The organism is Acidovorax sp. LjRoot204 (genome assembly GCF_056175785.1).
In genome coordinates this window covers 1-19,406 of the sequence record NZ_JBGFFF010000013.1, presented here as the reverse complement: position 1 = coordinate 19,406, position 19,406 = coordinate 1, and the positions used below count along the sequence as shown (strand labels likewise).

Sequence of the window (19,406 nt, the reverse complement as noted above, 5' to 3'; positions counted from 1 at the left end):
TTACAATTGGTCGCTTCTCAACTCCCAAGGGCGCGCAAGGCGCCCTTTGTATGGAAATAGCAATACTGTTCGCCCTCATCTGTCTCAACGGCCTGTTTGCCATGTCAGAGATCGCTCTGGTCACGGCCCGCAAAGTCCGGTTGCAAAAGCTGATTGATGAGGGCGATAGCGGTGCCGCCGCGGCCGTGAAGCTGGGCGAAGACCCCACGCGCTTCCTCTCCACCATCCAGATCGGCATCACGTCGATCGGCGTGCTCAACGGTATCGTGGGCGAAGCCGCGCTGGCCGCGCCACTGGCCTCGTGGCTGGAGCGCCTGGGGGTGCCACTGCCCTACGGCGGCTACGCGGCCACGGGCCTGGTGGTGGTGCTGATCACGTACTTCTCCATCGTGGTGGGCGAACTGGTGCCCAAGCGCATCGGCCAGTCGTACCCCGAGACCTTTGCCCGCCTGGTGGCACGGCCCATCAACTTTCTGGCGCTGGCCACCAAGCCGTTTGTGCTGCTGCTGTCCACGTCCACGCGCACCCTGCTGCGCCTGCTGGGCGTGAAGGAAACCAGTGGCAGCCCGGTGACCGAAGAAGAGATCCACGCCATGCTGGTCGAAGGCACCACCGCCGGCGTGATCGAGTCGCACGAGCACACCATGGTGCGCAACGTGTTCCGCCTGGACGACCGCCAGATCGGCTCGCTGATGGTGCCGCGCGGGGATGTGGTGTGTCTGGACATTGATGCGCCGTTTGAAAACAACCTCCAGTGCATTGAAGAGTCCGACCATGCGCGCTTCCCGGTGGTGCGCGGCGGCATGGACAACATCCTGGGGGTGATCAACGCGCGCCAGTGGCTGTCCCGCACCCTGCGCGACAAGGCGCGTGGGGGCCTGGCCGACCAGCCGCTGCAAACGGCGCTGTATGTGCCCGAAACCATCACGGGCATGGAGCTGCTGGACAACTTCCGCCTGTCGGACGTGCACATGGCGTTTGTCATCGACGAATACGGCGAGGTGCAGGGCATCGTGACGCTGCAGGACCTCATCGAGGCCATCACCGGCGAGTTCCAGCCGCGCGACCCCGAGACCTCGTGGGCGCTGCAGCGCGAGGACGGCAGCTGGCTGCTGGACGGCCACATTCCCGTGCCCGAGCTGAAGGACCGCCTGAACCTGGACGCCGTGCCCGAGGAAGAGCGCGGCCGCTACCACACACTCAGCGGCATGATCATGCTGCTGACCGGCCGCCTGCCCAAGGTGACCGACACGGTGCAGTGGGAGGACTGGAAGCTGGAAGTGGTGGACATGGATGGCAAGACCATCGACAAGATCCTGGCCACGCGGCTGACGCCCGAGGAAAAAGCCGAGTCCGACGAGAACGGCGCGGGCTGACCGGCGTTGACGATGGCGGGGGCTGCTGCGCCAGCCAGCCCCCCTCCCCTCGTCTACCTCAGGACGGCAAGGGCTCGCCGTCCACAAACACGGTCAACACACCGGTGTAGCCGTACAGATGGTGGTGGGCGATCTCGCCGCCCGCAAAAAAGCCGGCCAGTGGCACATCGCCCAGCGCATGGCGCACGATCTGCAGCTCGGCGCTGGGCCCGCCAAAATGCGGCCCGCCCCGGCCCGAGCAGCTCACATAGATCGCGCCGCAAATGCGCCGCCCCGTCTGGGGTTGCGCTCCAGCATGTCCGTCAACGCCCGGTGCAGCGGCCAGTTCCCCTGGCGCGCCGGACGCCACCATGGGCGCGGGCTCCAGCTCCTCCGGCGATAGTTCCTCGCGGATCTCGGCGCAGATGCGCATGAGGTCTGCCCGTGCGGCCGCCACGTTGCGCTGGCAGAACGCCAGGTGCATGCCGGGCTCCACATGGTCGGCCAGGGCCACACCCCGGCGGGAGCCGTCCAACCCCAGGATATGGCGCACGCGCGTGTCGGTGCCAAAGTGGCCCGTGCGGCGCTGGCCCTGTGGCTGCTCACCCGCACTGACCAGCCCGGCCAGCGTGGCGCGCACCTTGCGCAGGGCAGGCTGCGGGTCGCCACCGTCGAGCGACACCTGCAGCGTATCGAGCAGCACATCCAGCGCCGGCTCGCCATCCAGCGCAAGCACCACGTTCTCCTGCGCGGCCGTGATGGTGTGCAGCGCGCCCACGGGCTGGCAGCCCTGCGTGACGCGCGACACCAGCGACACGCCCGCGCCAAACGCCACGCCCGAGAGGCCCCCGTCAAACACGCCGCTGGCACCGCCCTGCCCAGCCATGTTGCCGTCGCCGCCCACGGCAAACTGCACGCTGGCCGTGCGGCTGGCGCTGAGGCCGCCAAACAGGTAGCCGGTGTCAGTGCGCGCGGCCATCTCGGTCAGCAGTTCGCCCAATTCCGGCGTGTGGCCGTCGGCATGCACCAGCGCGGTATGGGCCACAAAACCTGCGTCGGCATGCGGCGCGTGGGCGGGCAGCGGCGCCACGCCAGAAAACACGCGGTACTGGTCGGCCGGCACATCGAGCAGCATGACCGACAGCGCGGGCTCGTCAAAGTATTCGGCATTGTTGGCCGATACGCCCACGCCCACGGTACCGCTCCAGTCGGTCACCTCGGGCAGTTCGCTGCTCAGGTAGTCGAGCAGCGCCTGGGCCTCGTTGGCATAGTGGTCGGTGATGTACAGCAGSCCSAGSGTGGGCGMCGMCGCGTAGTCRGGCAGTGCCATCTGGGCGCGCAACTGCGCCAGTACCAGCGCRGCGGCCATGCGCCAYTGCGGGTGGGTGGCATGGCCGGTGGGGAAGAGTTTCATGGTGATGGTCTCCAGGCCTGGGCGGGGGTGGGGCAGTGTTGCGCCATCTGCGGGCTGCCACACCGGCCCGCTTTGGCGTCAGCCCGCTCGCTTGCGTGCCGCAGGGCTGCGGGTGCTGCCGGCCTTTGCGGCGGCGGGTTTCGTAGTGGTTTTGCGGGCTGCGGGCTTCTTGGCGGCAGCGGCCTTTTTGGCAGTGCCCGCTGATGACGCGGCGGCGCGCTTGGCGCCGCCCTGCATGGTCTGCATGCCCTTGGCGGCAAACTGGCTGGCCATGCCGGTGGCCGTCTTGAGGGCTTCCTTGGCCAGGCCGGTGGCCATGTTCTTGGTGGTGTCGATGGCGGTCTGCTTGGCCGCGTCCTTCATGGCGTTGGTGGCAATCTGCTGGAACTGGCTCGTGAGCGCGCCCCACCACTGCATCGGGTCCACCACGGCAGGCTCGGCGGCCGCCGCTGTCTTGCCCTTGGCTTTGCCTTTGGCGGGTTGAGGGGCGGGCTCGGTGTCAGCGGGCTCCTCCTCGGACTCGTCGGCAGCGCTGGCGCGGCCGGTCACGCGGGCGGCAGCACCCGCCACGGCCTCGGCGGCGCCGGTCACCGTGTCAGCGGCTTTTTGCACGCCGCTCATCACCGTGTCGGCGGTCTTGAGCTTGAAGGCGTTGGCCACGTCGCCCATGCTGAAGTTCATGCCCTTGAGCGTGGCCAGGGTCATCTTCTGCACCTCCAGCGCCTGGATGGTGGCGGCCAGCGCGCGCGAGTTCTGCTCCAGCCAGAACTGCACGGCCTTGAGCTCGTCGATGCGCTTTTCCAGCTCTTCGACGCTAATGGTGGGCGCCACCCAATTGCTGAGGTTGGGCAACTGCGGAATGCTGCTGGACGCCCCCTTGGCAAGGCTTTGCAAAAAGTCAAAACCGGGGACGAATTTGCCGAAACCGAAGTTGGATGTGTCGCTCATGGCCGCTCCGCAAGAGGTGGGTCGTGAGAACCTGCTGAAGGTTCTGAGGAGTCACAGCTTACTCCAATGCGTTGCGCCCGCGAAGGCGCTGCGGCGGCTGTCACCTCAGTGTTTATGCCCATCCATCATGCTGCCCGCCGTGGCGCCACCGGGTGCAGCGGTGCCCACCGGCACCGTGAGGTTGAGCTTGCTTTCCACGCCCTTGGCGTCCTGGAACACCAGGGTGATGGGCACCGCGCTGTCCTTGGCCAGGGGTGCCTTCAGGTCCAGCAGCATGATGTGGTAGCCCCCGGGCTTGAGTTCCACCGTCTTGCCTGCGGGCAGGTCCAGCGTAGGCACCGCACGCATCTTCATGATGTCGCCTTCCATCTTCATCTCGTGCACCTCGGCAAGGCCGGCAGCGGGCGACTCGGCACGTACCAGGCGAGCACCGTCCTTGGCGGTCAGGCGCATGAATGCGCCCGTGGCCTTCTGGCCCTGCACGCTGGCACGCGCCCAGGCGCCTTCGACCTTGACGGCGGCGGTCTGGGCCCATGCAGGGGCACTCAGCAGTGCGGCAAAGACGGCAGCGGTGTGAAGCAGTTTTTTCATGGTGAATGTCTTTCGGTTTGCGAGAGAAGAAAGGGAAGCGGCAACAGACTCTGGGTCCGACTGTCAATGATTGTGGGCAGCGGCGCCACCGGTGGGCAGAATCTCCAGCGCCGCGGCAGGGGACTTCAGGTCCGACAGCTGCTGGCCTGCCTTGGGCACCTCGGTCCAATCGTTGCGGCCCTCGGTGCAGACCTGGCGCACCGGCCAGTACACGGTGCCCGCCTGCTCCGGCGCCTGGGCCACGAGCACAAACTCGTCGTAGTGCGCGCTCTGTAACATGTCGTCCGGCGTCTTGGCCGTCCAGGTGATGCGCACCACGTCTTCGGTGATGCTGCGGCCGTGGCTGGTGTAGGGCTGGGCCAGCTTGTCGCGCTGCACATCCAGCGTCCAGCCCGGCTTGCGCATGGGGCGCGCACCGCGCATGCCTGCAGGGATGTCCACCACGACCTGCCGCGTGGGCGACGCGCCGCAGCCGTGGCCGACCTTGAACGCGGCCTTGTAGCTGGCGCCGGCCGGGGCCACCTGGTATTCGAGCACCACATGGGCAGATGCAGTGCCAAACAGGGCTGTAGCGCTAGTCAAACATGCGGCAGCAGCTATCTTTTTCATAGTATTCAGAGACATGGGATATTTTCCTTTCAGAGGCTTACCTTCAGCTCCGCCATGTAGCTGCGCTGCGGGTAGGGGTGGAAGTTCCAGAACTGGTAGTTGTTGAGGTTGTCAATGCCCACGGCGGCGCTGACCTGTTTGGTGATCTGGTAGCGCACGCGCACATCGGTGGTGAAGTAGCGGCTCGCGCCCTGGTAGGCAAAGCCGTTGGGGTCACTGTTGTCGAGCGTGCTGTACTGCTTGCCGCTGTAGCGCGCGCCCAGGGTGTACGACCACTTGTCATCGGGCCGGTAGGTGGCCACCGCAGTGGCGCGCCACTCGGGGATGCGGGGCTGCCATTGGCCGACGCTGGCCGGGAACTTGTCGTTCTTGGTGATCTTGGAATCCGTCCAGGTCAGGCTGCTGCCCAGCTCCAGCCCGCGCACAAAKACGTTGGCGGCCTGGTACGACAGCTCAATGCCCTTGGTATGGATGGCATCCACGTTCTGCACGTTGGTCACGTTGGGTGTGACGAGCACATTGGTTTGCGAGTACAGCGCGTCCTTGGTGCGCTCAAAAAAGGCTGTCAGGCGCAGCAGGCCATTGCCCATGTCCCGCTCGGCGGTCAGCTCGGTGGTCCAGCTCTTCTCGGGTTTCAGATTGGGGTCGTTGTTGATGAGCGTGCCGCTGCCGTTGATGCCGCCCTGGTACAGCTCGGCCACGGTGGGCATGCGCACGGCGCGTCCGGTGGAGGCCTTGAGCACCCACAGGTCATTGGCCTGGTAGGCCACGGCAGCCTTGGGCGAGACATAGGTCTCGTTGCGCTCGGGGTGGCTCAGCGTGGTGGTGGCGTTGCCGGTATGGCCATTGCTGGCGCTCCAGCGCTCGGCGCGGGCGCCCAGCACGGCCTTCCACCGTGGCGCGATCTTCCACGTGTCTTGCGCCCACAGGCCCAGCAGTTGGGTGTCGCCGTTGAAGGCCTGGTTGCGGGCGCCTGCATCACCGCTGATCCAGTTCGTCGTAGCGTTTTCGATAGTGCGCAGTTGGTAGCTGTCGCGCTGCAGGCCAAAGTCCACGATGTGCGTGCCCTGCAGCCCATCGGGCCGCCAGCTGCCCTTGGCGGCCAGCGTGTTCCAGCCCGTGCCCTTGCTGTTGACGATGCGCCCTGCACCACCGTTCAGCGCGGCAGGCAGCGCCACGGTAGCAGCGCGCAGGGTGTCGGTCTGGTAGTCGTACAGGCTGGCTGCCACCTCCCAATCAAACACGCCCTGCGTGCGGCTCTTGACCGACAGGCCGTGCATGAAATGTGTGAGGTCTTCGTTGGACACATTGAAGTCCGTGGGCGCGAGCGCAAACGAGCGGCCATTGATGTTGACCGTGCCGCCGTACACCGCATTGCCATTGGCATCGCGCAGGTAGCTGGTGGGCCGCCCCTCGGATGCGTTGTGCCACCAGCCGAAGGTGTAGGCGGCGCGCACGGTGGGCGAGAAGTCGTAGGCGATCTTGGCCTTGATGTGGTCTTGCTGCGTGTGGTACTGGGTGGCCGTGCCCAGCAGGTACCAGGGCTGGTTGCTGCGGTTGTTGCCCAGCACTGCGCCCGTCACCGGCGTACCCGCATTGCCCACGGTCCCCGCAAACACGAGGCGCGTGGGGAAGGTGAGCGGCTGGCCTTCGCTGTCGGTCTTGTTGAAGTTCAGGAACCACGACCAGTCGCCATTTTTGTTGCCCACCGAGGTACTGACCTGCTTGCCGCCGTAGGTGCCGTTGGTGTTGTACAGGTCAAAGGGCTGGTGTTGATAGCTGACCTGCCCGTGCGCCTCGAACTTTGTCGGCATGCGCGTGACGTAGTCCACCACCGCACCCACCGAGTTGCCTGCGTAGGCGGCCGAAAACGGGCCGTAGAGCACGTCCACGCGCTCAATTTCTTCCGGCGTGACCAGCATCCAGCGTGGCGCGTTGGTGGGGCCGTTGCCCAGGTAGTTGCTCAGCAAAATGCCATCGGYAAACACCATGGACCGCGCCGGGTTGCCCGTGCCCGAGGCGCGGGTGGACAGCACGGCGTGGTTGTAGTCGCCGATATAGCGCTTGCGCACCAGCAGACTGGGCAGGTACTTGAGGGCGTCTTCGCTGTCGGTGGCGTTGATCGCATGCTCGATCTGCTCGCGCGTCACGCCCTCGATGGTGGTGGGGATCTGCGTGGGCAGCGAGGTGGGCTGGCCGCCGGTGATGGTGACCACGCCCAGTTCCTTGACCGGGGCATGGCTGGTGGTGCTGGTGCTGTCAGCGGTCTGGGCGAATGCGGATGAAGCCCCGGCGGACGCGATGCCAAGGACGACGGGAAAGGCACTGGCCACGGCCAGCGCCATGCGGCTTTTGCGCATGGAAACTCCTGAAAATCAAACCAAATAGGCCGCAAGCGCAAGTGAATCATGCGCCAGCAGCTATCGAATCAATAGCGATTTCAGGAGAGCGATGGGGGCCCGCGCGGCGGCAGCGGCGCGGCAGTGCGCGCTGCAATGTGCGCGGCAGGGATGGGGCGCAGGGCATGCGCCAGCGGGTGGACCACAGGCAGCTGGGCCTGCGATGCGGGAGGGGGAGCGCCCACATGCGTGCACAGCGGGCAGTCCAGCGTGTGGCTGGGCAGCTCCTTGGCGCCGTCGTCGGTCTTGACCAGCACCTTGATCGCACCTGAGCCGGAGCAGATCAGCTCCATGGCCTGCGGGTGCACCAGCGGCGACGCCACGGCCACGCCGATCGACAACACAAACCACGCCAGCACACAGCGGGCGAGCCAGCGAAGGCTGCGGATGGTTTGGAGGGACGGCAACGACATGGAAGCGCCATTGTAGGTGCGCAGTCCGCGCCAGCCAGTGCACGGGTCATCTGCGTGACCGCCCCGCACCAGGTGCGAGCCTAGGATGTGCGCTTGCCCCTACAACACATCGGAGACACACCATGCTCACACTCTGCGGCTTTTCGGCCAGCAACTACTACAACAAGGTCAAGCTGGCCCTGCTCGAAAAGGGCCTGCCGTTCACCGAAGAACTGGCCTGGGTGGGCGAGACCGATCGCAGCGCCAGCCCGCTGGGCAAGGTGCCCTACCTGCGCACGCCGCAGGGAGCGCTGTGTGAGTCGGCGGTGATCGCCGACTACATCGAAGCCGCCCACCCCGATCACCCGCTGATCCCGGCCGACCCCTTCCAGGCCGCCAAGGTGCGCGAGCTGATCGCCTTTCTGGAGTTGCACCTGGAGCTGGTGGCACGCAACCTGTATCCGCAGGCGTTCTTTGGCGGCACCGTGAGCGACACCGCCAAGGAAAAGGTGGGAGTACAGCTGCAGAAGAACATTGCCGCCTTCGGCCAGTTGGCAAAGTTCAGCCCCTACGTGGGCGGCGACACCTTCACGATGGCCGACTGCGCGGCCGTCGTTCACCTGCCGCTGGTCAGCTCCGCCACCAAGATCATCTACGGCAAGGACTACCTGGCCGACCTGCCTGTGCGCGACTACCTCGCCCGCATGGCCGAACGCCCCCATGTGCAGCGCGTGAACGCGGACCGCAAGACCAACACCGCCGAGATGCTGGCGCGCCCGCCCAAGCGCTGAGCCCGCCACGCAGCGGTGTCACCAGGGTGGGGACACCGCGCGCCATCCCTTGACCTTGGTCAACCCAGCGCGCCGCGCACAAGCGCACCATGCAGGTATCCGATCACCCCGAGGAGACCCCGCATGGACAAGACCCAAGCCGCACCTTTCCGCCAGCAGTTACTGGCCCAGCAATCCGAGTTGCTGGCCCAGCTGGCCGCGCAGCGCGGTGGTGTCATCGGCCGCGCCGAGGCCGCCGCCGACCACTTCGGACAACCGGAAGACCCGCGTGCCCAGGTTGCCACCGAACGCGAGCTGGAATTTGCCCTGGACGAACGCGAGACCGCACACCTGGCGGCTGTCGAGGCTGCCCTGGCCCGCATCGAAGCCGGCACCTACGGCGAGTGCACGGGTTGCGGCACCCACATCACCGCCGCCCGCCTGCACGCCACGCCCGAGGCCGCACGCTGTGTGCATTGCCAGGAAAAGGCAGAGCAACACCGGCGGGCGGCATGAGCGAATGCACGCACTCAGGCTGCTCCTTTCCCGTTTTTTGTCACTCCTTTAAGAAAGCCGATTCATGAGCACTTTTCACGCCGTTGTCTGGATGGACCAATCCGAAGCCCATGTAGTGATGTTCGATCGCGAACACGCGGAAGCCCAGCGCATCAAGTCCCGCAGCCACCACAAGCACCAGGGCAAGGCCGACGACCTCGCGCCGTTTTTTGCCGATATCGCCCAGACACTGACCCACACCCGCGAGGTGCTGCTGGCCGGCCCGGGCCTGGTGCGCAACCAGTTCCGCGACTGGGCCGCCAAACACCATGCGGCCGTGGCCGGCGTGGTGGTGGACTCGGTGGCCGCAGACCACCCGACAGACGCCCAGCTGGTGGCCATGGCGCGCCAGTACTTCAAGAAGTTTGACAACATGGCCGCCGATCCGTCGGTCGCCTGACCGGCCTGCAGGCCACGCCAAGGCGTGGCACTGGCTGCTATCCTCTGTGGGATGCGCAGCCTCTTTCACCTCGCCTTTCACGTCACCGACCTGGATGCCGCCCGGCGCTTTTACGGCGGCGTGCTGGGCTGCTTGGAGGGTCGAAGCACCGACACCTGGGTGGACTTCGACTTCTTCGGCCACCAGATCTCGTTGCATCTGGGCACGCCGTTTGCCAGTGCCCGCACCGGGCACGTGGGAGACCATCTGGTGCCCATGCCGCACTTCGGCGCCATTCTGGAGTTGCCCGACTGGCATGCACTGGCCGCGCGGTTGAAGGCCGCCGACACCGCCTTCGTGCTGGAGCCGCAGGTGCGCTTTGAAGGCGAGCCCGGCGAGCAGTGGACGATGTTCTTCCACGACCCCAGCGGCAACCCGATCGAGATCAAGGGCTTTCGCTCGCTGGACGCGGTGTACGCAACGTGAGCTACACCTTCGCGTCGGCCACCATCCTGCTCCTGCTGATCACCGATCCGCTGGGCAACATTCCCATCTTTGCCAATGCCCTGCGGGGCGTGGCGCCCGAGCGCCGGGCGCGGGTGATCCTGCGGGAGGTGCTCATTGCGTTTGCACTGCTGCTGGTGTTCCTGTTCTTCGGAGCGGAGTTCCTGCGGGTCATGAATTTGAGCGACTTGTCGCTGCAGATTGCCGGCGCCGTGGTGTTGTTTCTGATCGCACTGCGCATGATCTTTCCGTCGGCGGACGGACCACAGGCGGAGCTACCGGGCGAGCCGCTGATCGTGCCTCTGGCCATCCCCGCGCTGGCAGGCCCTTCGGCGCTGGCCACGGTGATGCTGCTTGTGGCCCAGGCCCCCGAGCGGCGATGGGAATGGGTGGGCGCACTGTGCGTCACCATGGCCGTGTGTGCCGTGGTGTTGCTGCTGGCCGAACGCATCCAGCGCCTGGTGGGCGAACGCGTGGTGATGGCGTTTGAACGCCTGATGGGCCTGATCCTGGTCGCGATCTCGGTGGAGATGCTGATCCGGGGAATCAAGCAGCTGGCGCACCAGCTGTAGCCCGCGCCAGGAGCCGGTGGCCACGGCCTCCGCGTGTGCGTGGCGCCGTTCACAGCGCCCCGCCGCACCGTATGGCAGCCGCTTCAGCGACGCTGCAGGATCGGCATGGTCCCCAGAGCAAACACCGAGTTGGGCACGTTGACCCGCGCCATCAAAGGGCGGGGCTTGGGTGCCAGCGACAGCTTGGCCCGCGCAGCTGGGGCCTTCTCCTCCACGACTGTGCCCTGCTCCAGCGCCTGGGTGACAAGGTCCTGAAGCGTCACCGACTGCAGGTACTCCATCACCCGGGAGTTGAAGCTGGTCCACAGTTCTCCCGTCATGGATTTGACCTGAGCGGCCTGACTGGGCCCCAGGTTCTGCAGCTCGTCGGTCTTGAGGTTTTCTACCGCCAGGATGATTTCAGCCACCGATACCTGCTCCGCTTGCCGCGCCAGGGTATAGCCGCCACCGGGCCCTCGGGTACTGTCTACCAAGCCGGCGCGGCGCAGTGCGCTGAACAGCTGTTCAAGGTAAGACAGAGAAATCCCCTGCCGTGCGCTGATGGTGGACAAGGGCACGGGCCGCATCTTCTGGCGCAGGGCCAGGTCGGTCATGGCGGACACCGCCAGCTGTCCTCGGGTCGTGATACGCATCGTTGCTACTCCTTGTGAACACAGGCAGCTCCAGGCCGCAGCGCAGATCGCCACGGAAGCTGCCAAACGTCAATGTAGAGAATTTCATACTTCGCGTATATTCGTTTTATTGAGTTTTATTCTTCGATTTATGCGAAGTATTTGGGCAGTATGAACTTCAAGCACCTCCGCTACTTCTGGACGGTTGCCAAGGCTGGCGGTGTGATGCGGGCCGGTGAGCAGCTCAACACCACTCCGCAAACACTGTCCGGCCAGATCAAGCAGCTGGAAGAATGGCTGGGCCACGACCTGTTCCGGAAAAGGGGACGGGGACTGGAGCTGACCAGTGAGGGGCGTGTGGCCCTGGGGTATGCCGAACAGATCTTCGCGCTGGGCGACGAGCTGGAAAAATCCATCCGGCTGGCGCGTGGACAAGAGAAGCCGCTGGAATTCCGCGTGGGGGTGGCCGACTCGGTAGCTAAGTCGGTGGCCTACCACCTGCTGGAGCCCGCACTGGGCATGCCGCAGCGCGTGCACATGACCTGCCATGAGGGCAAGTTTCCCGAATTGATTGCGCAGTTGAGCCTGCACCGGCTGGACCTGGTGTTGGCCGACGAGCCTGTTTCCAACAAGATCGGCGTCAAAGCCTTCAACCACCCACTGGGCACCAGCAGCATGAGTTTTCTGTGCGCCCCCGCCCTGCGGGCGCAGTTGGAGGGGCCGTTCCCCCAGTGCCTGCATGGTGCGCCCATGCTCATCCAAGGTCCCATGTCGTCCGTTCGCCAGCAACTCGACCACTGGCTGAACAAGCACCACCTGCAACCCCGTCTCGTCGGCGAGTTTGACGACAGCGCGTTGATGAATGCGTTTGGGCGGGAAGGCCGAGGCATCTTCACATCCCCCTCCGTGCTGGAAGAGGAGACCACTGCTCAGTTTGGCGTGGAGGTTATCGGCCGCTCCTCAGACTTGGTGGAGGAATTCTTTGCGATCTCCATTGAAAGGCGCATTACGCACCCCTGTGTGGTGGCCATCACCAAGGCCGCCAAGGCAGATCTGTTCGCTCACTGAGCCGGTAGGTGCGCGATGGCGCTCTGCGCAGGAGGAACAAGTTGTCATCAACACGCCAACTCGCGCCCTCATAGAGGAGCACAAGCAACGAGTGAGAGCACAAACAAAAACGCCCACTGTGGAGTGGGCGTTTTGTTTTAGCAATGCTTGCTATGTTTTGGTTGCGCGAGAAGGATTTGAACCTCCGACMTTTGGGTTATGAGCCCAACGAGCTACCAGACTGCTCCATCGCGCGGTAAGAAATAAATTATACCCTATTATTCAGCTGCTGCCGAATTATTTTCGGTTTCTGCAGCACGATCGACCAATTCGACCAGGGCCATAGGCGCATTGTCGCCCACGCGGAAGCCCATCTTCAGAATGCGGGTGTAACCGCCAGGACGCACCTTGAAACGCGGGCCCAGGTCGTTGAACAGCTTGGTCACGCTGTCACGGTCACGCAGACGGTTGAATGCCAGGCGGCGGTTGGCGACAGAGTCTTCCTTGGCCAAGGTGATCATGGGCTCGATCACGCGGCGCAGTTCCTTGGCCTTGGGGACGGTGGTCTTGATGACTTCGTGCTCGATGAGCGAGTTCATCATGTTCTGCAGCATCGCGAGGCGGTGCGAGCTGGTGCGGTTGAGTTTGCGAAGGCCGTGTCCGTGGCGCATGGTGCTTTCTTTCTACTGTCTGTGTAATTAAATCAGGCAGCCGTATCAGGTACTGTCCGAGGCACTGTTCCCCGGAGGGAACGAAAAGTCCCCCTTGCGGGGGGCATCAAACCGGGCGCCCAAAATTTGGGCAGCCTTCGATTATAGCTTTGGCTTAACGCTTGTCCAGACCTGCTGGCGGCCAGYTYTCAAGCTTCATRCCCAAGGTSAGGCCRCGCGAKGCMAGCACTTCCTTGATTTCGTTGAGCGACTTGCGGCCGAGGTTAGGCGTCTTGAGCAGCTCGTTCTCGGTGCGCTGAATCAGATCACCGATGTAGTAGATGYTCTCGGCCTTCAGGCAGTTGGCMGAACGCACGGTCAGCTCAAGGTCGTCGATCGGGCGCAGCAGCACCGGATCCACGCCACTCGCTGCCTGCTTCGGCGCGCCGCGATCGCGGTGCGTGAAGTCACCGAACACCGACAGCTGGTCGCTGASGATGTCGGCGGCGGTGCGCACGGCTTCCTCGGCATCGATCGTGCCGTTGGTTTCGATATCCAGGACCAGCTTGTCCAGGTCGGTGCGCTGCTCGACGCGCGCGGCTTCCACCGCGTACGCGACGCGACGGACCGGCGAGAACGAGGCGTCCAGCACCAGGCGACCGATCGCACGGGTTTCTTCATCCGGACGACGACGGGCAGCGGCCGGCTGGTAGCCGAAACCACGCTCGATCTTCAGGCGCATGTTCAGCGCCGTGTCCTTGGTCAGGTTGCAGATGACCAGTTCCGGATTCAGGATCTCGACGTTGTGGTCGGTCTTGATGTCGCCGGCGGTCACCACGCCCGGGCCCTGCTTGGCCAGGCTCAGCGTGGAGGAGTCGCCGCTATGGATGCGGATGGCCACATCCTTCAGGTTCAACAGCACTTCCAGCACGTCTTCCTGCATGCCTTCGATGGTGCTGTATTCGTGCAGCACGCCATCGATCTCGACTTCGGTGATCGCGAAGCCGGGGATCGACGACAGCAGCACGCGGCGCAACGCATTGCCGAGCGTATGCCCGTAACCACGCTCCAGCGGTTCGATGACCACTTTCGCGCGATTGCCGGTCAGGCGCTCGATCTGCGGGCCGCGGGGGCGCAGCACTTGCTGAGTAATACCCGTCATGTTGCTTTGTCTCCTGCGGTCCCCCGGTCGCCCGGGGGTGCGTGAATGAATTACTTCGAGTACAACTCGACGATCAGCGCTTCGTTGATGTCGGCGGGCAGGTCCGAACGCGCCGGAACCGCCTTGAACACGCCGCTGAACTTCTTCGCATCGACTTCAACCCACGACGGGTTCAAGTCGAGCTGCTCGGCGACCGTCAACGACTCCTGCACGCGGAGCTGCTTCTGGGCCTTCTCCGACAGCGCGATCGCGTCGCCAGCCTTGACCTGGTAGGACGGAAGGTTGACCGGCTTGCCGTTGACCAGCACGCCACGGTGCGAGACCAGCTGGCGGGCGGCCGGACGGGTCACGGCGAAGCCCATGCGGTAGATGACGTTGTCGAGGCGGGTTTCCAGCAACTGCAGCAGGTTCTCGCCGGTGTTGCCCTTCTTGGTCGAGGCCTTCTTGTAGTAGTTGCGGAACTGGCGCTCCAGCAGGCCGTAGATACGCTTGACCTTCTGCTTCTCGCGCAGCTGGGTGGCGTAGTCGGACAGCTTGCCCTTGCGGGCGGTGGCGCCGTGCTGGCCGGGCTTCTGCTCCAGCTTGCACTTCGAGTCCAGCGCACGGGCCGGGCTCTTGAGCGACAGGTCGGCGCCTTCACGGCGCGCGAGCTTACAGGTAGGACCGATATAACGAGCCATTTCTTATCGCCCCCTTAGACGCGACGCTTTTTCGGCGGACGGCACCCGTTGTGCGGGATCGGCGTCACGTCGATGATGTTGGTGATCTTGTAGCCCACGTTGTTCAACGAACGCACGGCCGACTCGCGACCCGGACCCGGGCCCTTGATGCGGACTTCCAGCGACTTCACGCCGTAGTCCAGAGCTGCACGGCCTGCCTTTTCGGCAGCGACCTGCGCCGCGAACGGCGTGGACTTGCGGGAACCGCGGAAACCGGCACCACCCGAGGTCGCCCAGGAAAGCGCATTGCCCTGGCGGTCGGTGATGGTGACGATGGTGYTGTTGAAAGAAGCGTGGACGTGGGCGACGCCGTCGGTGATGACGCGCTTGATCTTCTTCTTGACTTTGGCAGCAGCTGGCTTGGCCATGGTGGTCGCCCCTTACTTCTTGATGGCTTTGCGCGGACCCTTGCGGGTACGGGCATTGGTGCGGGTGCGCTGGCCACGCAGCGGCAGGCCGCGACGGTGGCGCAGGCCGCGATAGCAACCCAGGTCCATCAGGCGCTTGATCGCGATGCCGACTTCACGGCGCAGGTCGCCCTCGACCACGTACTTGCCGACTTCGGCGCGCAGGCGCTCGACTTCCGGCTCGGACAGGTCGCGGATCTTGGTGGTCGAGACGACGCCGGCGGCTTCGCAGACCTTCTTGGAACGGGTACGGCCAATGCCGTAGATGCTTTGCAAACCGACCCAGACATGCTTCTGGGCAGGCAGGTTGACACCTGCAATACGCGCCATGACGCGGTTCTCCAACTGTGAGTATTGGCCCGTGTACGGTCATCCCGGGCGKGATTCGCGCAGACAGGCGGAGTGAACTGGAAATTCTAACAAGATCCGGTGTTTACGGGAAGYCCGGGGCGGCAACGCCGACTTCGGACCGGCATGGGGAGTGTGCCCATGCTCCGGCGCCGGAACCTGCCTGGTGCAGGACGGGGGTTTCCCCCTGCCCTACCCGCCCGCGCTACTCTGGCGCAGGGACTGGCCGGTTCGCACCCCCGCACCGGATCGCTGCGGGGGCCGCCCATCTAAGTCAGCCGGCCATGAGGGCCGGACTGGTGCGGGAAGCCCGCGATTATACCTCAGCCCCGGGGGGCAAGACCGCCCCGCGAACCGCCCTTCAAGTTGGCCTTCTTCAGCAGGCTCTCGTACTGGTGGGACATCAGGTGCGCCTGGATCTGCGCGATGAAGTCCATCACCACCACAACCACGATCAACAGCGAGGTGCCACCGAAGTAGAACGAGGTGCCCAGCTGAGTGCGCATGACTTCCGGCAGCAGGCAGACCGCCACCAGGTACATCGAACCGATGGCCGTCAGCCGCGTCAGCACGCCGTCGACGTAGTCGGCGGTAGCCTTGCCCGGGCGGATGCCGGGAATCAGCGCGCCCGACTTCTTCAGGTTCTCCGCGGTTTCCTGCGAGTTGAACACCAGCGCCGTGTAGAAGAACGCGAAGCCGATGATCATCGCCGCAAACACGATCATGTGCAGCGGCTCGCCCGGGGCCAGCGCATTGGAGATGCGCTGCAACCACGTGGTGGCGCCGCTGTTCTGGCCGGACCACATGGCCAGCGTCGCCGGGAAGGCCAGGATGCTGGAGGCAAAGATCGGCGGAATCACGCCGGCCATGTTGAGCTTCAGCGGCAGGAACGACGTCTGGTTCATGTACGCATTGCGACCGCCCTGGCGGCGCGCGTAGTTCACCGTGATCCGCCGCTGGCCGCGTTCCACGAACACCACCAGGAAGGTGAAGCCCAGCACCACCACGGCGATGATCAGCAGCGAGATGAAGCTCAGCGTGCCGTCACGGAACGCGCCGACGGTCTGGATGACCGCGCCCGGCAAGCCGGCCACGATGCCCGCGAAGATGATCAGCGAGACGCCGTTGCCGATGCCACGCTCCGTTACCTGCTCACCCAACCACATCAGGAAGATGGTGCCAGCGGTCAAGGCGACCACCGCGGTCAGAACGAAACCCATGCCCGGCGCGTACACCACCGGCATGCCGCCCGGCGCGACTTGGTTCTGCAACGCGGTGGCGATGCTGCCGCCCTGCACGACCGCCAGCAGCACCGCGCCGATGCGCGAGTACTGGGTGATCTTGCGGCGACCGGATTCGCCTTCCTTCTGCAGCGCCTTCAGGCTCGGGAAGATGTGCACGCCCAGCTGCATCACGATCGACGCCGAGATGTAGGGCATGACGTTGAGCGCGAAGATGCTGAAACGGTGCAGGGCGCCGCCCGAGAACATGTTGAACATGTCCACGATGCCGCCGCCCTGCGCCTGCATCATCGCAAGCATGGCATCGGGATTGACGCCCGGGACCGGGATGAAACAGCCGATCCGGTAGACGATCAGCGCACCCAGCACGAACAGCAGGCGCTGGCGGAGTTCGGTGAACTTGCCTGCGCCTGCCAGCGCACCGGCGGCATTACCCTGCGCCATGCGTCCGTTACTCCTGCACGCTGCCGCCGGCAGCCTCGATGGCGGCCTTGGCACCGGCCGTGGCGGCCACGCCCTTCAGCACGAACTTCTTGGTGAGTTCGCCCTTCTTGACGATCTTGGCGCGCTTGGCGGTGCTGGGGACCAGCTTGGCGGCACGCAGCACGGCGAAGTCGATTTCGCCGGCTTCCAGCTTCTCCAGCTGGTACGACAGCACTTCGGCGCAATCCAGCTTCAGCTTGGAGCGGAAGCCGACCTTCGGCAGACGCTTGATCAGCGGCATCTGGCCGCCTTCGAACTTCGCCTTGATCTTGCCCTTGCCCGCGCGTGCGAACGAACCCTTGTGACCACGACCCGCGGTCTTGCCCAGGCCGGAACCGATACCGCGACCGACGCGGGTGCGTTCGGTACGGGCGCCGTCGGCGGGCTTCAGTGTGTTGAGACGCATGTTGATTACTCCTCGACCTTGACGAGGTAGTGAACCTTGGCGATCAGGCCGCGCACCTGCGGGCTGTCCTTCAGTTCACGCACATCGTTGAGCTTGTTCAGGCCCAGCGCCTTCACCGACAGGCGGTGGCGCGACTGGGAACCACGCAGGCCGCGCACCAGGCGCACCTTGACGGTCTTGTTGGACTCGTTAGCCATTGAGGAGTTCCTCCACCTTCTTGCCGCGCTTGGCCGCGATGCGGGTCGGCGACTGCATGTCGCTCAGGCCCTTCAGCGTGGCGCGAACCAGGTTGATCGGGTTGCGCGAACCGACGGCCTTCGCCAGCACGTTCTTGACGCCCACCGCTTCCAGCACAGCGCGCATGGCGCCGCCGGCGATCACGCCCGTACCTTCCGAGGCCGGCTGCATGAACACGCGGGCCGCACCGTGGCCGGCCTTCACCGGATGCCACAACGTACCGTTGTTCAGGTCGACATTCAGCATGCCCTTGCGGGCGTACTCCATCGACTTCTGGATGGCGACCGGCACTTCGCGCGCCTTGCCGTAACCGAAACCGATCTTGCCGTTGCCGTCACCCACGACCGTCAGCGCGGTGAAGGTGAACTGGCGACCGCCCTTGACGGTCTTGCTGACGCGGTTCACCGCGACCAGCTTCTCGATCATGCCGTCGTCGACTTTCTCTTCGCGGTTGCGGTCGCGATCGCGGCCCCGCGGCTGACGTTCTTCTGCCATTGCTTGAATTCCTTGATTGATGAGGTATGTACGGCGTGGCCGCTTATGGTTGTGGTGTGAAGCGGTGGCGCAACGGTCGATGCAGAAGGTCGACCGCGCCCGGCGCAGCCCGCGCCGGCAGGTCAGGACATGGGGCTGCCCCCATGCCCTTCATACTTAGAACTGCAGGCCGCCTTCGCGGGCCGCATCGGCCAGGGCCTTGATGCGGCCGTGGTAACGGTAGCCCGAACGGTCGAATGCGATCTTCTCGATGCCCTCGGCCTTGGCGCGCTCGGCGATCACCTTGCCCACGCGGGCGGCGGCATCGCTGTTCTTGCCGTTCTTCAGGCCATCCTTCACATCGGCCTGAAGCGTATTCGCCGACGCGATGACCTTGGAGCCATCGGCGGTGAACAGCTGGGCGTAGATATGCTGGCCGGTGCGCAGCACCGACAGGCGCGGGACGCCGAGTTCGCGGATGTGCGCGCGGGTGGACTTGGCGCGGCGCAGGCGGGCGGTGTTCTTGATGCTCATGATCTGGTTCCTCGAAGCCGAAAGCCCGGTTAGGCCTTCTTCGCTTCCTTGCGGATGATGGTTTCGTCGGAGTACTTCACGCCCTTGCCCTTGTAGGGCTCCGGCGGACGGAAACCGCGGATCTTGGCGGCAACTTCACCAACGCGCTGCTTGTCGGCACCCTGCACCAGGATTTCGGTCTGGGTCGGGGTGGCGATGGTGATGCCTTCCGGCGTCTTGAACAGGATCGGATGCGAGAAACCYAGCGACAGGTTCAGGTCCTTGCCCTGCATCGCAGCGCGGTAACCCACGCCGACCAGTTCGAGCTTGCGCTCGAAACCGTCCGACACGCCCTTGACCATGTTGGCCAGGATCGCACGGATGGTGCCGGTGATGGCGTCGTCGGCCGGCGTGACCGGCGACAGGTTCACCGTGCCGTTGTCGACGTTCAGTTCGACACCGGCCGGCTTGGCGATGGACAGGGTGCCCTTCGGGCCCTTGACGTTGAGGGTCTCGCCCTGGGCATTCAGTTCGACGCCCTTGGGGAGATTGATCGGCTTCTTGGCTACGCGGGACATGTCTGGGCTCCTTCGCTTAGGCCACGAAGCACAGCACTTCAC

At 64.8% G+C, this 19,406-nt stretch carries 25 protein-coding genes and 1 tRNA gene; 7 read left to right on the top strand and 19 right to left on the bottom strand.

Annotated features, from left to right (window positions below):
• Positions 1-50: 50 nt before the first annotated feature.
• Entirely contained in the window at positions 51-1,376 is a 1,326-nt protein-coding gene (locus AC04MI_RS04635; protein ID WP_099729105.1) for a hemolysin family protein, read from the top strand.
• Between the two features lie 58 nt (positions 1,377-1,434).
• Here the strand turns inward: AC04MI_RS04635 and AC04MI_RS04630 are convergent, their stop codons facing one another.
• The 6 genes from AC04MI_RS04630 to AC04MI_RS04605 form a co-directional block, all read right to left on the bottom strand.
• Positions 1,435-2,769, bottom strand: a complete 1,335-nt coding sequence (locus AC04MI_RS04630; protein ID WP_476497173.1) for an FIST signal transduction protein — start codon at positions 2,767-2,769, stop codon at positions 1,435-1,437.
• A 78-nt stretch (positions 2,770-2,847) separates the two neighbouring features.
• On the bottom strand, positions 2,848-3,717 hold the full coding sequence (locus AC04MI_RS04625; RefSeq protein WP_192421981.1) for a PhaM family polyhydroxyalkanoate granule multifunctional regulatory protein: 870 nt from the start codon (positions 3,715-3,717) through the stop codon (positions 2,848-2,850).
• A gap of 105 nt (positions 3,718-3,822) precedes the next feature.
• Complete coding sequence (locus AC04MI_RS04620) at positions 3,823-4,308, bottom strand: copper chaperone PCu(A)C (RefSeq protein ID WP_099729103.1); 486 nt, start codon at positions 4,306-4,308, stop codon at positions 3,823-3,825.
• 63 nt (positions 4,309-4,371) lie between these two features.
• On the bottom strand, positions 4,372-4,932 hold the full coding sequence (locus tag AC04MI_RS04615) for a YcnI family copper-binding membrane protein (RefSeq protein ID WP_436076911.1): 561 nt from the start codon (positions 4,930-4,932) through the stop codon (positions 4,372-4,374).
• A 14-nt stretch (positions 4,933-4,946) separates the two neighbouring features.
• Entirely contained in the window at positions 4,947-7,277 is a 2,331-nt protein-coding gene (locus AC04MI_RS04610) for a TonB-dependent receptor (RefSeq protein ID WP_476497171.1), read from the bottom strand.
• 80 nt (positions 7,278-7,357) lie between these two features.
• Positions 7,358-7,729 (bottom strand): DUF2946 family protein, encoded by a 372-nt coding sequence (locus AC04MI_RS04605; protein WP_436076909.1) that lies wholly within the window; start codon positions 7,727-7,729, stop codon positions 7,358-7,360.
• A gap of 122 nt (positions 7,730-7,851) precedes the next feature.
• On the opposite strand from AC04MI_RS04605, the gene AC04MI_RS04600 reads away from it, so the two are divergent.
• From AC04MI_RS04600 to AC04MI_RS04580, 5 genes are all read left to right on the top strand, one after another.
• Positions 7,852-8,499 (top strand): glutathione S-transferase, encoded by a 648-nt coding sequence (locus AC04MI_RS04600; protein ID WP_436076908.1) that lies wholly within the window; start codon positions 7,852-7,854, stop codon positions 8,497-8,499.
• Positions 8,500-8,622: 123 nt separating this feature from the next.
• Entirely contained in the window at positions 8,623-8,994 is a 372-nt protein-coding gene (locus AC04MI_RS04595; RefSeq protein WP_056065406.1) for a TraR/DksA family transcriptional regulator, read from the top strand.
• Between the two features lie 64 nt (positions 8,995-9,058).
• Entirely contained in the window at positions 9,059-9,433 is a 375-nt protein-coding gene (locus tag AC04MI_RS04590) for a hypothetical protein (RefSeq protein ID WP_099729098.1), read from the top strand.
• A gap of 51 nt (positions 9,434-9,484) precedes the next feature.
• Positions 9,485-9,898, top strand: a complete 414-nt coding sequence (locus tag AC04MI_RS04585; RefSeq protein WP_436076907.1) for a VOC family protein — start codon at positions 9,485-9,487, stop codon at positions 9,896-9,898.
• Positions 9,895-10,488: a MarC family protein gene (locus AC04MI_RS04580; protein WP_015016008.1), complete on the top strand. Its 594-nt coding sequence runs from the start codon at positions 9,895-9,897 to the stop codon at positions 10,486-10,488. The genes AC04MI_RS04585 and AC04MI_RS04580 overlap by 4 nt, the downstream gene beginning before the upstream one ends.
• 83 nt (positions 10,489-10,571) lie before the next feature.
• On the opposite strand, the gene AC04MI_RS04575 is transcribed toward AC04MI_RS04580, so the two are convergent.
• Positions 10,572-11,120, bottom strand: a complete 549-nt coding sequence (locus AC04MI_RS04575) for an Rrf2 family transcriptional regulator (RefSeq protein ID WP_436076906.1) — start codon at positions 11,118-11,120, stop codon at positions 10,572-10,574.
• Positions 11,121-11,270: 150 nt separating this feature from the next.
• On the opposite strand from AC04MI_RS04575, the gene nhaR reads away from it, so the two are divergent.
• Entirely contained in the window at positions 11,271-12,167 is an 897-nt protein-coding gene (nhaR, locus tag AC04MI_RS04570) for a transcriptional activator NhaR (RefSeq protein ID WP_056065394.1), read from the top strand.
• A 158-nt stretch (positions 12,168-12,325) separates the two neighbouring features.
• On the opposite strand, the gene AC04MI_RS04565 is transcribed toward nhaR, so the two are convergent.
• From AC04MI_RS04565 to rplF, 12 genes are all read right to left on the bottom strand, one after another.
• Positions 12,326-12,402 (bottom strand) — tRNA-Met (locus AC04MI_RS04565).
• A gap of 22 nt (positions 12,403-12,424) precedes the next feature.
• A complete protein-coding gene (rplQ, locus tag AC04MI_RS04560; protein ID WP_008906513.1) occupies positions 12,425-12,817 on the bottom strand; it encodes a 50S ribosomal protein L17 in 393 nt (130 codons plus the stop codon).
• 154 nt (positions 12,818-12,971) lie between these two features.
• Complete coding sequence (locus tag AC04MI_RS04555) at positions 12,972-13,949, bottom strand: DNA-directed RNA polymerase subunit alpha (protein WP_476497193.1); 978 nt, start codon at positions 13,947-13,949, stop codon at positions 12,972-12,974.
• Between the two features lie 59 nt (positions 13,950-14,008).
• Positions 14,009-14,638, bottom strand: a complete 630-nt coding sequence (rpsD, locus tag AC04MI_RS04550) for a 30S ribosomal protein S4 (protein ID WP_055941309.1) — start codon at positions 14,636-14,638, stop codon at positions 14,009-14,011.
• Positions 14,639-14,652: 14 nt separating this feature from the next.
• Positions 14,653-15,045: a 30S ribosomal protein S11 gene (gene rpsK / locus AC04MI_RS04545; protein WP_476497170.1), complete on the bottom strand. Its 393-nt coding sequence runs from the start codon at positions 15,043-15,045 to the stop codon at positions 14,653-14,655.
• A gap of 12 nt (positions 15,046-15,057) precedes the next feature.
• Positions 15,058-15,414, bottom strand: coding sequence for a 30S ribosomal protein S13 (rpsM, locus tag AC04MI_RS04540; RefSeq protein ID WP_056878872.1), 357 nt, complete (start codon positions 15,412-15,414; stop codon positions 15,058-15,060).
• A gap of 341 nt (positions 15,415-15,755) precedes the next feature.
• A complete protein-coding gene (gene secY / locus AC04MI_RS04535; protein ID WP_296279028.1) occupies positions 15,756-17,117 on the bottom strand; it encodes a preprotein translocase subunit SecY in 1,362 nt (453 codons plus the stop codon).
• A 7-nt stretch (positions 17,118-17,124) separates the two neighbouring features.
• The gene (rplO, locus tag AC04MI_RS04530) at positions 17,125-17,562 is read right to left on the bottom strand and encodes a 50S ribosomal protein L15 (RefSeq protein WP_476497169.1); all 438 of its coding nucleotides are present in this window, start codon (positions 17,560-17,562) and stop codon (positions 17,125-17,127) included.
• Positions 17,563-17,567: 5 nt separating this feature from the next.
• Positions 17,568-17,759: a 50S ribosomal protein L30 gene (gene rpmD, locus AC04MI_RS04525; protein WP_055941302.1), complete on the bottom strand. Its 192-nt coding sequence runs from the start codon at positions 17,757-17,759 to the stop codon at positions 17,568-17,570.
• Complete coding sequence (rpsE, locus tag AC04MI_RS04520; RefSeq protein WP_055941300.1) at positions 17,752-18,294, bottom strand: 30S ribosomal protein S5; 543 nt, start codon at positions 18,292-18,294, stop codon at positions 17,752-17,754. The genes rpmD and rpsE overlap by 8 nt, the downstream gene beginning before the upstream one ends.
• Positions 18,295-18,450: 156 nt before the next feature.
• A complete protein-coding gene (gene rplR / locus AC04MI_RS04515; RefSeq protein WP_055941298.1) occupies positions 18,451-18,807 on the bottom strand; it encodes a 50S ribosomal protein L18 in 357 nt (118 codons plus the stop codon).
• Between the two features lie 29 nt (positions 18,808-18,836).
• Positions 18,837-19,364: a 50S ribosomal protein L6 gene (gene rplF / locus AC04MI_RS04510; RefSeq protein ID WP_192201780.1), complete on the bottom strand. Its 528-nt coding sequence runs from the start codon at positions 19,362-19,364 to the stop codon at positions 18,837-18,839.
• Between the last annotated feature and the right edge of the window lie 42 nt (positions 19,365-19,406).

Coding starts and splice junctions, on each gene's coding strand:
- nhaR (WP_056065394.1), top strand. CDS start 11,271: ATGAACTTCAAGCACCTCCGCTACTTCTGGACGGTTGCCAAGGCTGGC.
- AC04MI_RS04590 (WP_099729098.1), top strand. CDS start 9,059: ATGAGCACTTTTCACGCCGTTGTCTGGATGGACCAATCCGAAGCCCAT.
- AC04MI_RS04635 (WP_099729105.1), top strand. CDS start 51: ATGGAAATAGCAATACTGTTCGCCCTCATCTGTCTCAACGGCCTGTTT.
- rplR (WP_055941298.1), bottom strand. CDS start 18,807: ATGAGCATCAAGAACACCGCCCGCCTGCGCCGCGCCAAGTCCACCCGC.
- AC04MI_RS04625 (WP_192421981.1), bottom strand. CDS start 3,717: ATGAGCGACACATCCAACTTCGGTTTCGGCAAATTCGTCCCCGGTTTT.
- rpsM (WP_056878872.1), bottom strand. CDS start 15,414: ATGGCGCGTATTGCAGGTGTCAACCTGCCTGCCCAGAAGCATGTCTGG.
- AC04MI_RS04595 (WP_056065406.1), top strand. CDS start 8,623: ATGGACAAGACCCAAGCCGCACCTTTCCGCCAGCAGTTACTGGCCCAG.
- rpsE (WP_055941300.1), bottom strand. CDS start 18,294: ATGGCAGAAGAACGTCAGCCGCGGGGCCGCGATCGCGACCGCAACCGC.
- secY (WP_296279028.1), bottom strand. CDS start 17,117: ATGGCGCAGGGTAATGCCGCCGGTGCGCTGGCAGGCGCAGGCAAGTTC.
- AC04MI_RS04605 (WP_436076909.1), bottom strand. CDS start 7,729: ATGTCGTTGCCGTCCCTCCAAACCATCCGCAGCCTTCGCTGGCTCGCC.
- AC04MI_RS04585 (WP_436076907.1), top strand. CDS start 9,485: ATGCGCAGCCTCTTTCACCTCGCCTTTCACGTCACCGACCTGGATGCC.
- AC04MI_RS04575 (WP_436076906.1), bottom strand. CDS start 11,120: ATGCGTATCACGACCCGAGGACAGCTGGCGGTGTCCGCCATGACCGAC.
- rpmD (WP_055941302.1), bottom strand. CDS start 17,759: ATGGCTAACGAGTCCAACAAGACCGTCAAGGTGCGCCTGGTGCGCGGC.
- rpsD (WP_055941309.1), bottom strand. CDS start 14,638: ATGGCTCGTTATATCGGTCCTACCTGTAAGCTCGCGCGCCGTGAAGGC.
- AC04MI_RS04615 (WP_436076911.1), bottom strand. CDS start 4,932: ATGTCTCTGAATACTATGAAAAAGATAGCTGCTGCCGCATGTTTGACT.
- AC04MI_RS04620 (WP_099729103.1), bottom strand. CDS start 4,308: ATGAAAAAACTGCTTCACACCGCTGCCGTCTTTGCCGCACTGCTGAGT.
- rplQ (WP_008906513.1), bottom strand. CDS start 12,817: ATGCGCCACGGACACGGCCTTCGCAAACTCAACCGCACCAGCTCGCAC.
- AC04MI_RS04600 (WP_436076908.1), top strand. CDS start 7,852: ATGCTCACACTCTGCGGCTTTTCGGCCAGCAACTACTACAACAAGGTC.
- rplO (WP_476497169.1), bottom strand. CDS start 17,562: ATGCGTCTCAACACACTGAAGCCCGCCGACGGCGCCCGTACCGAACGC.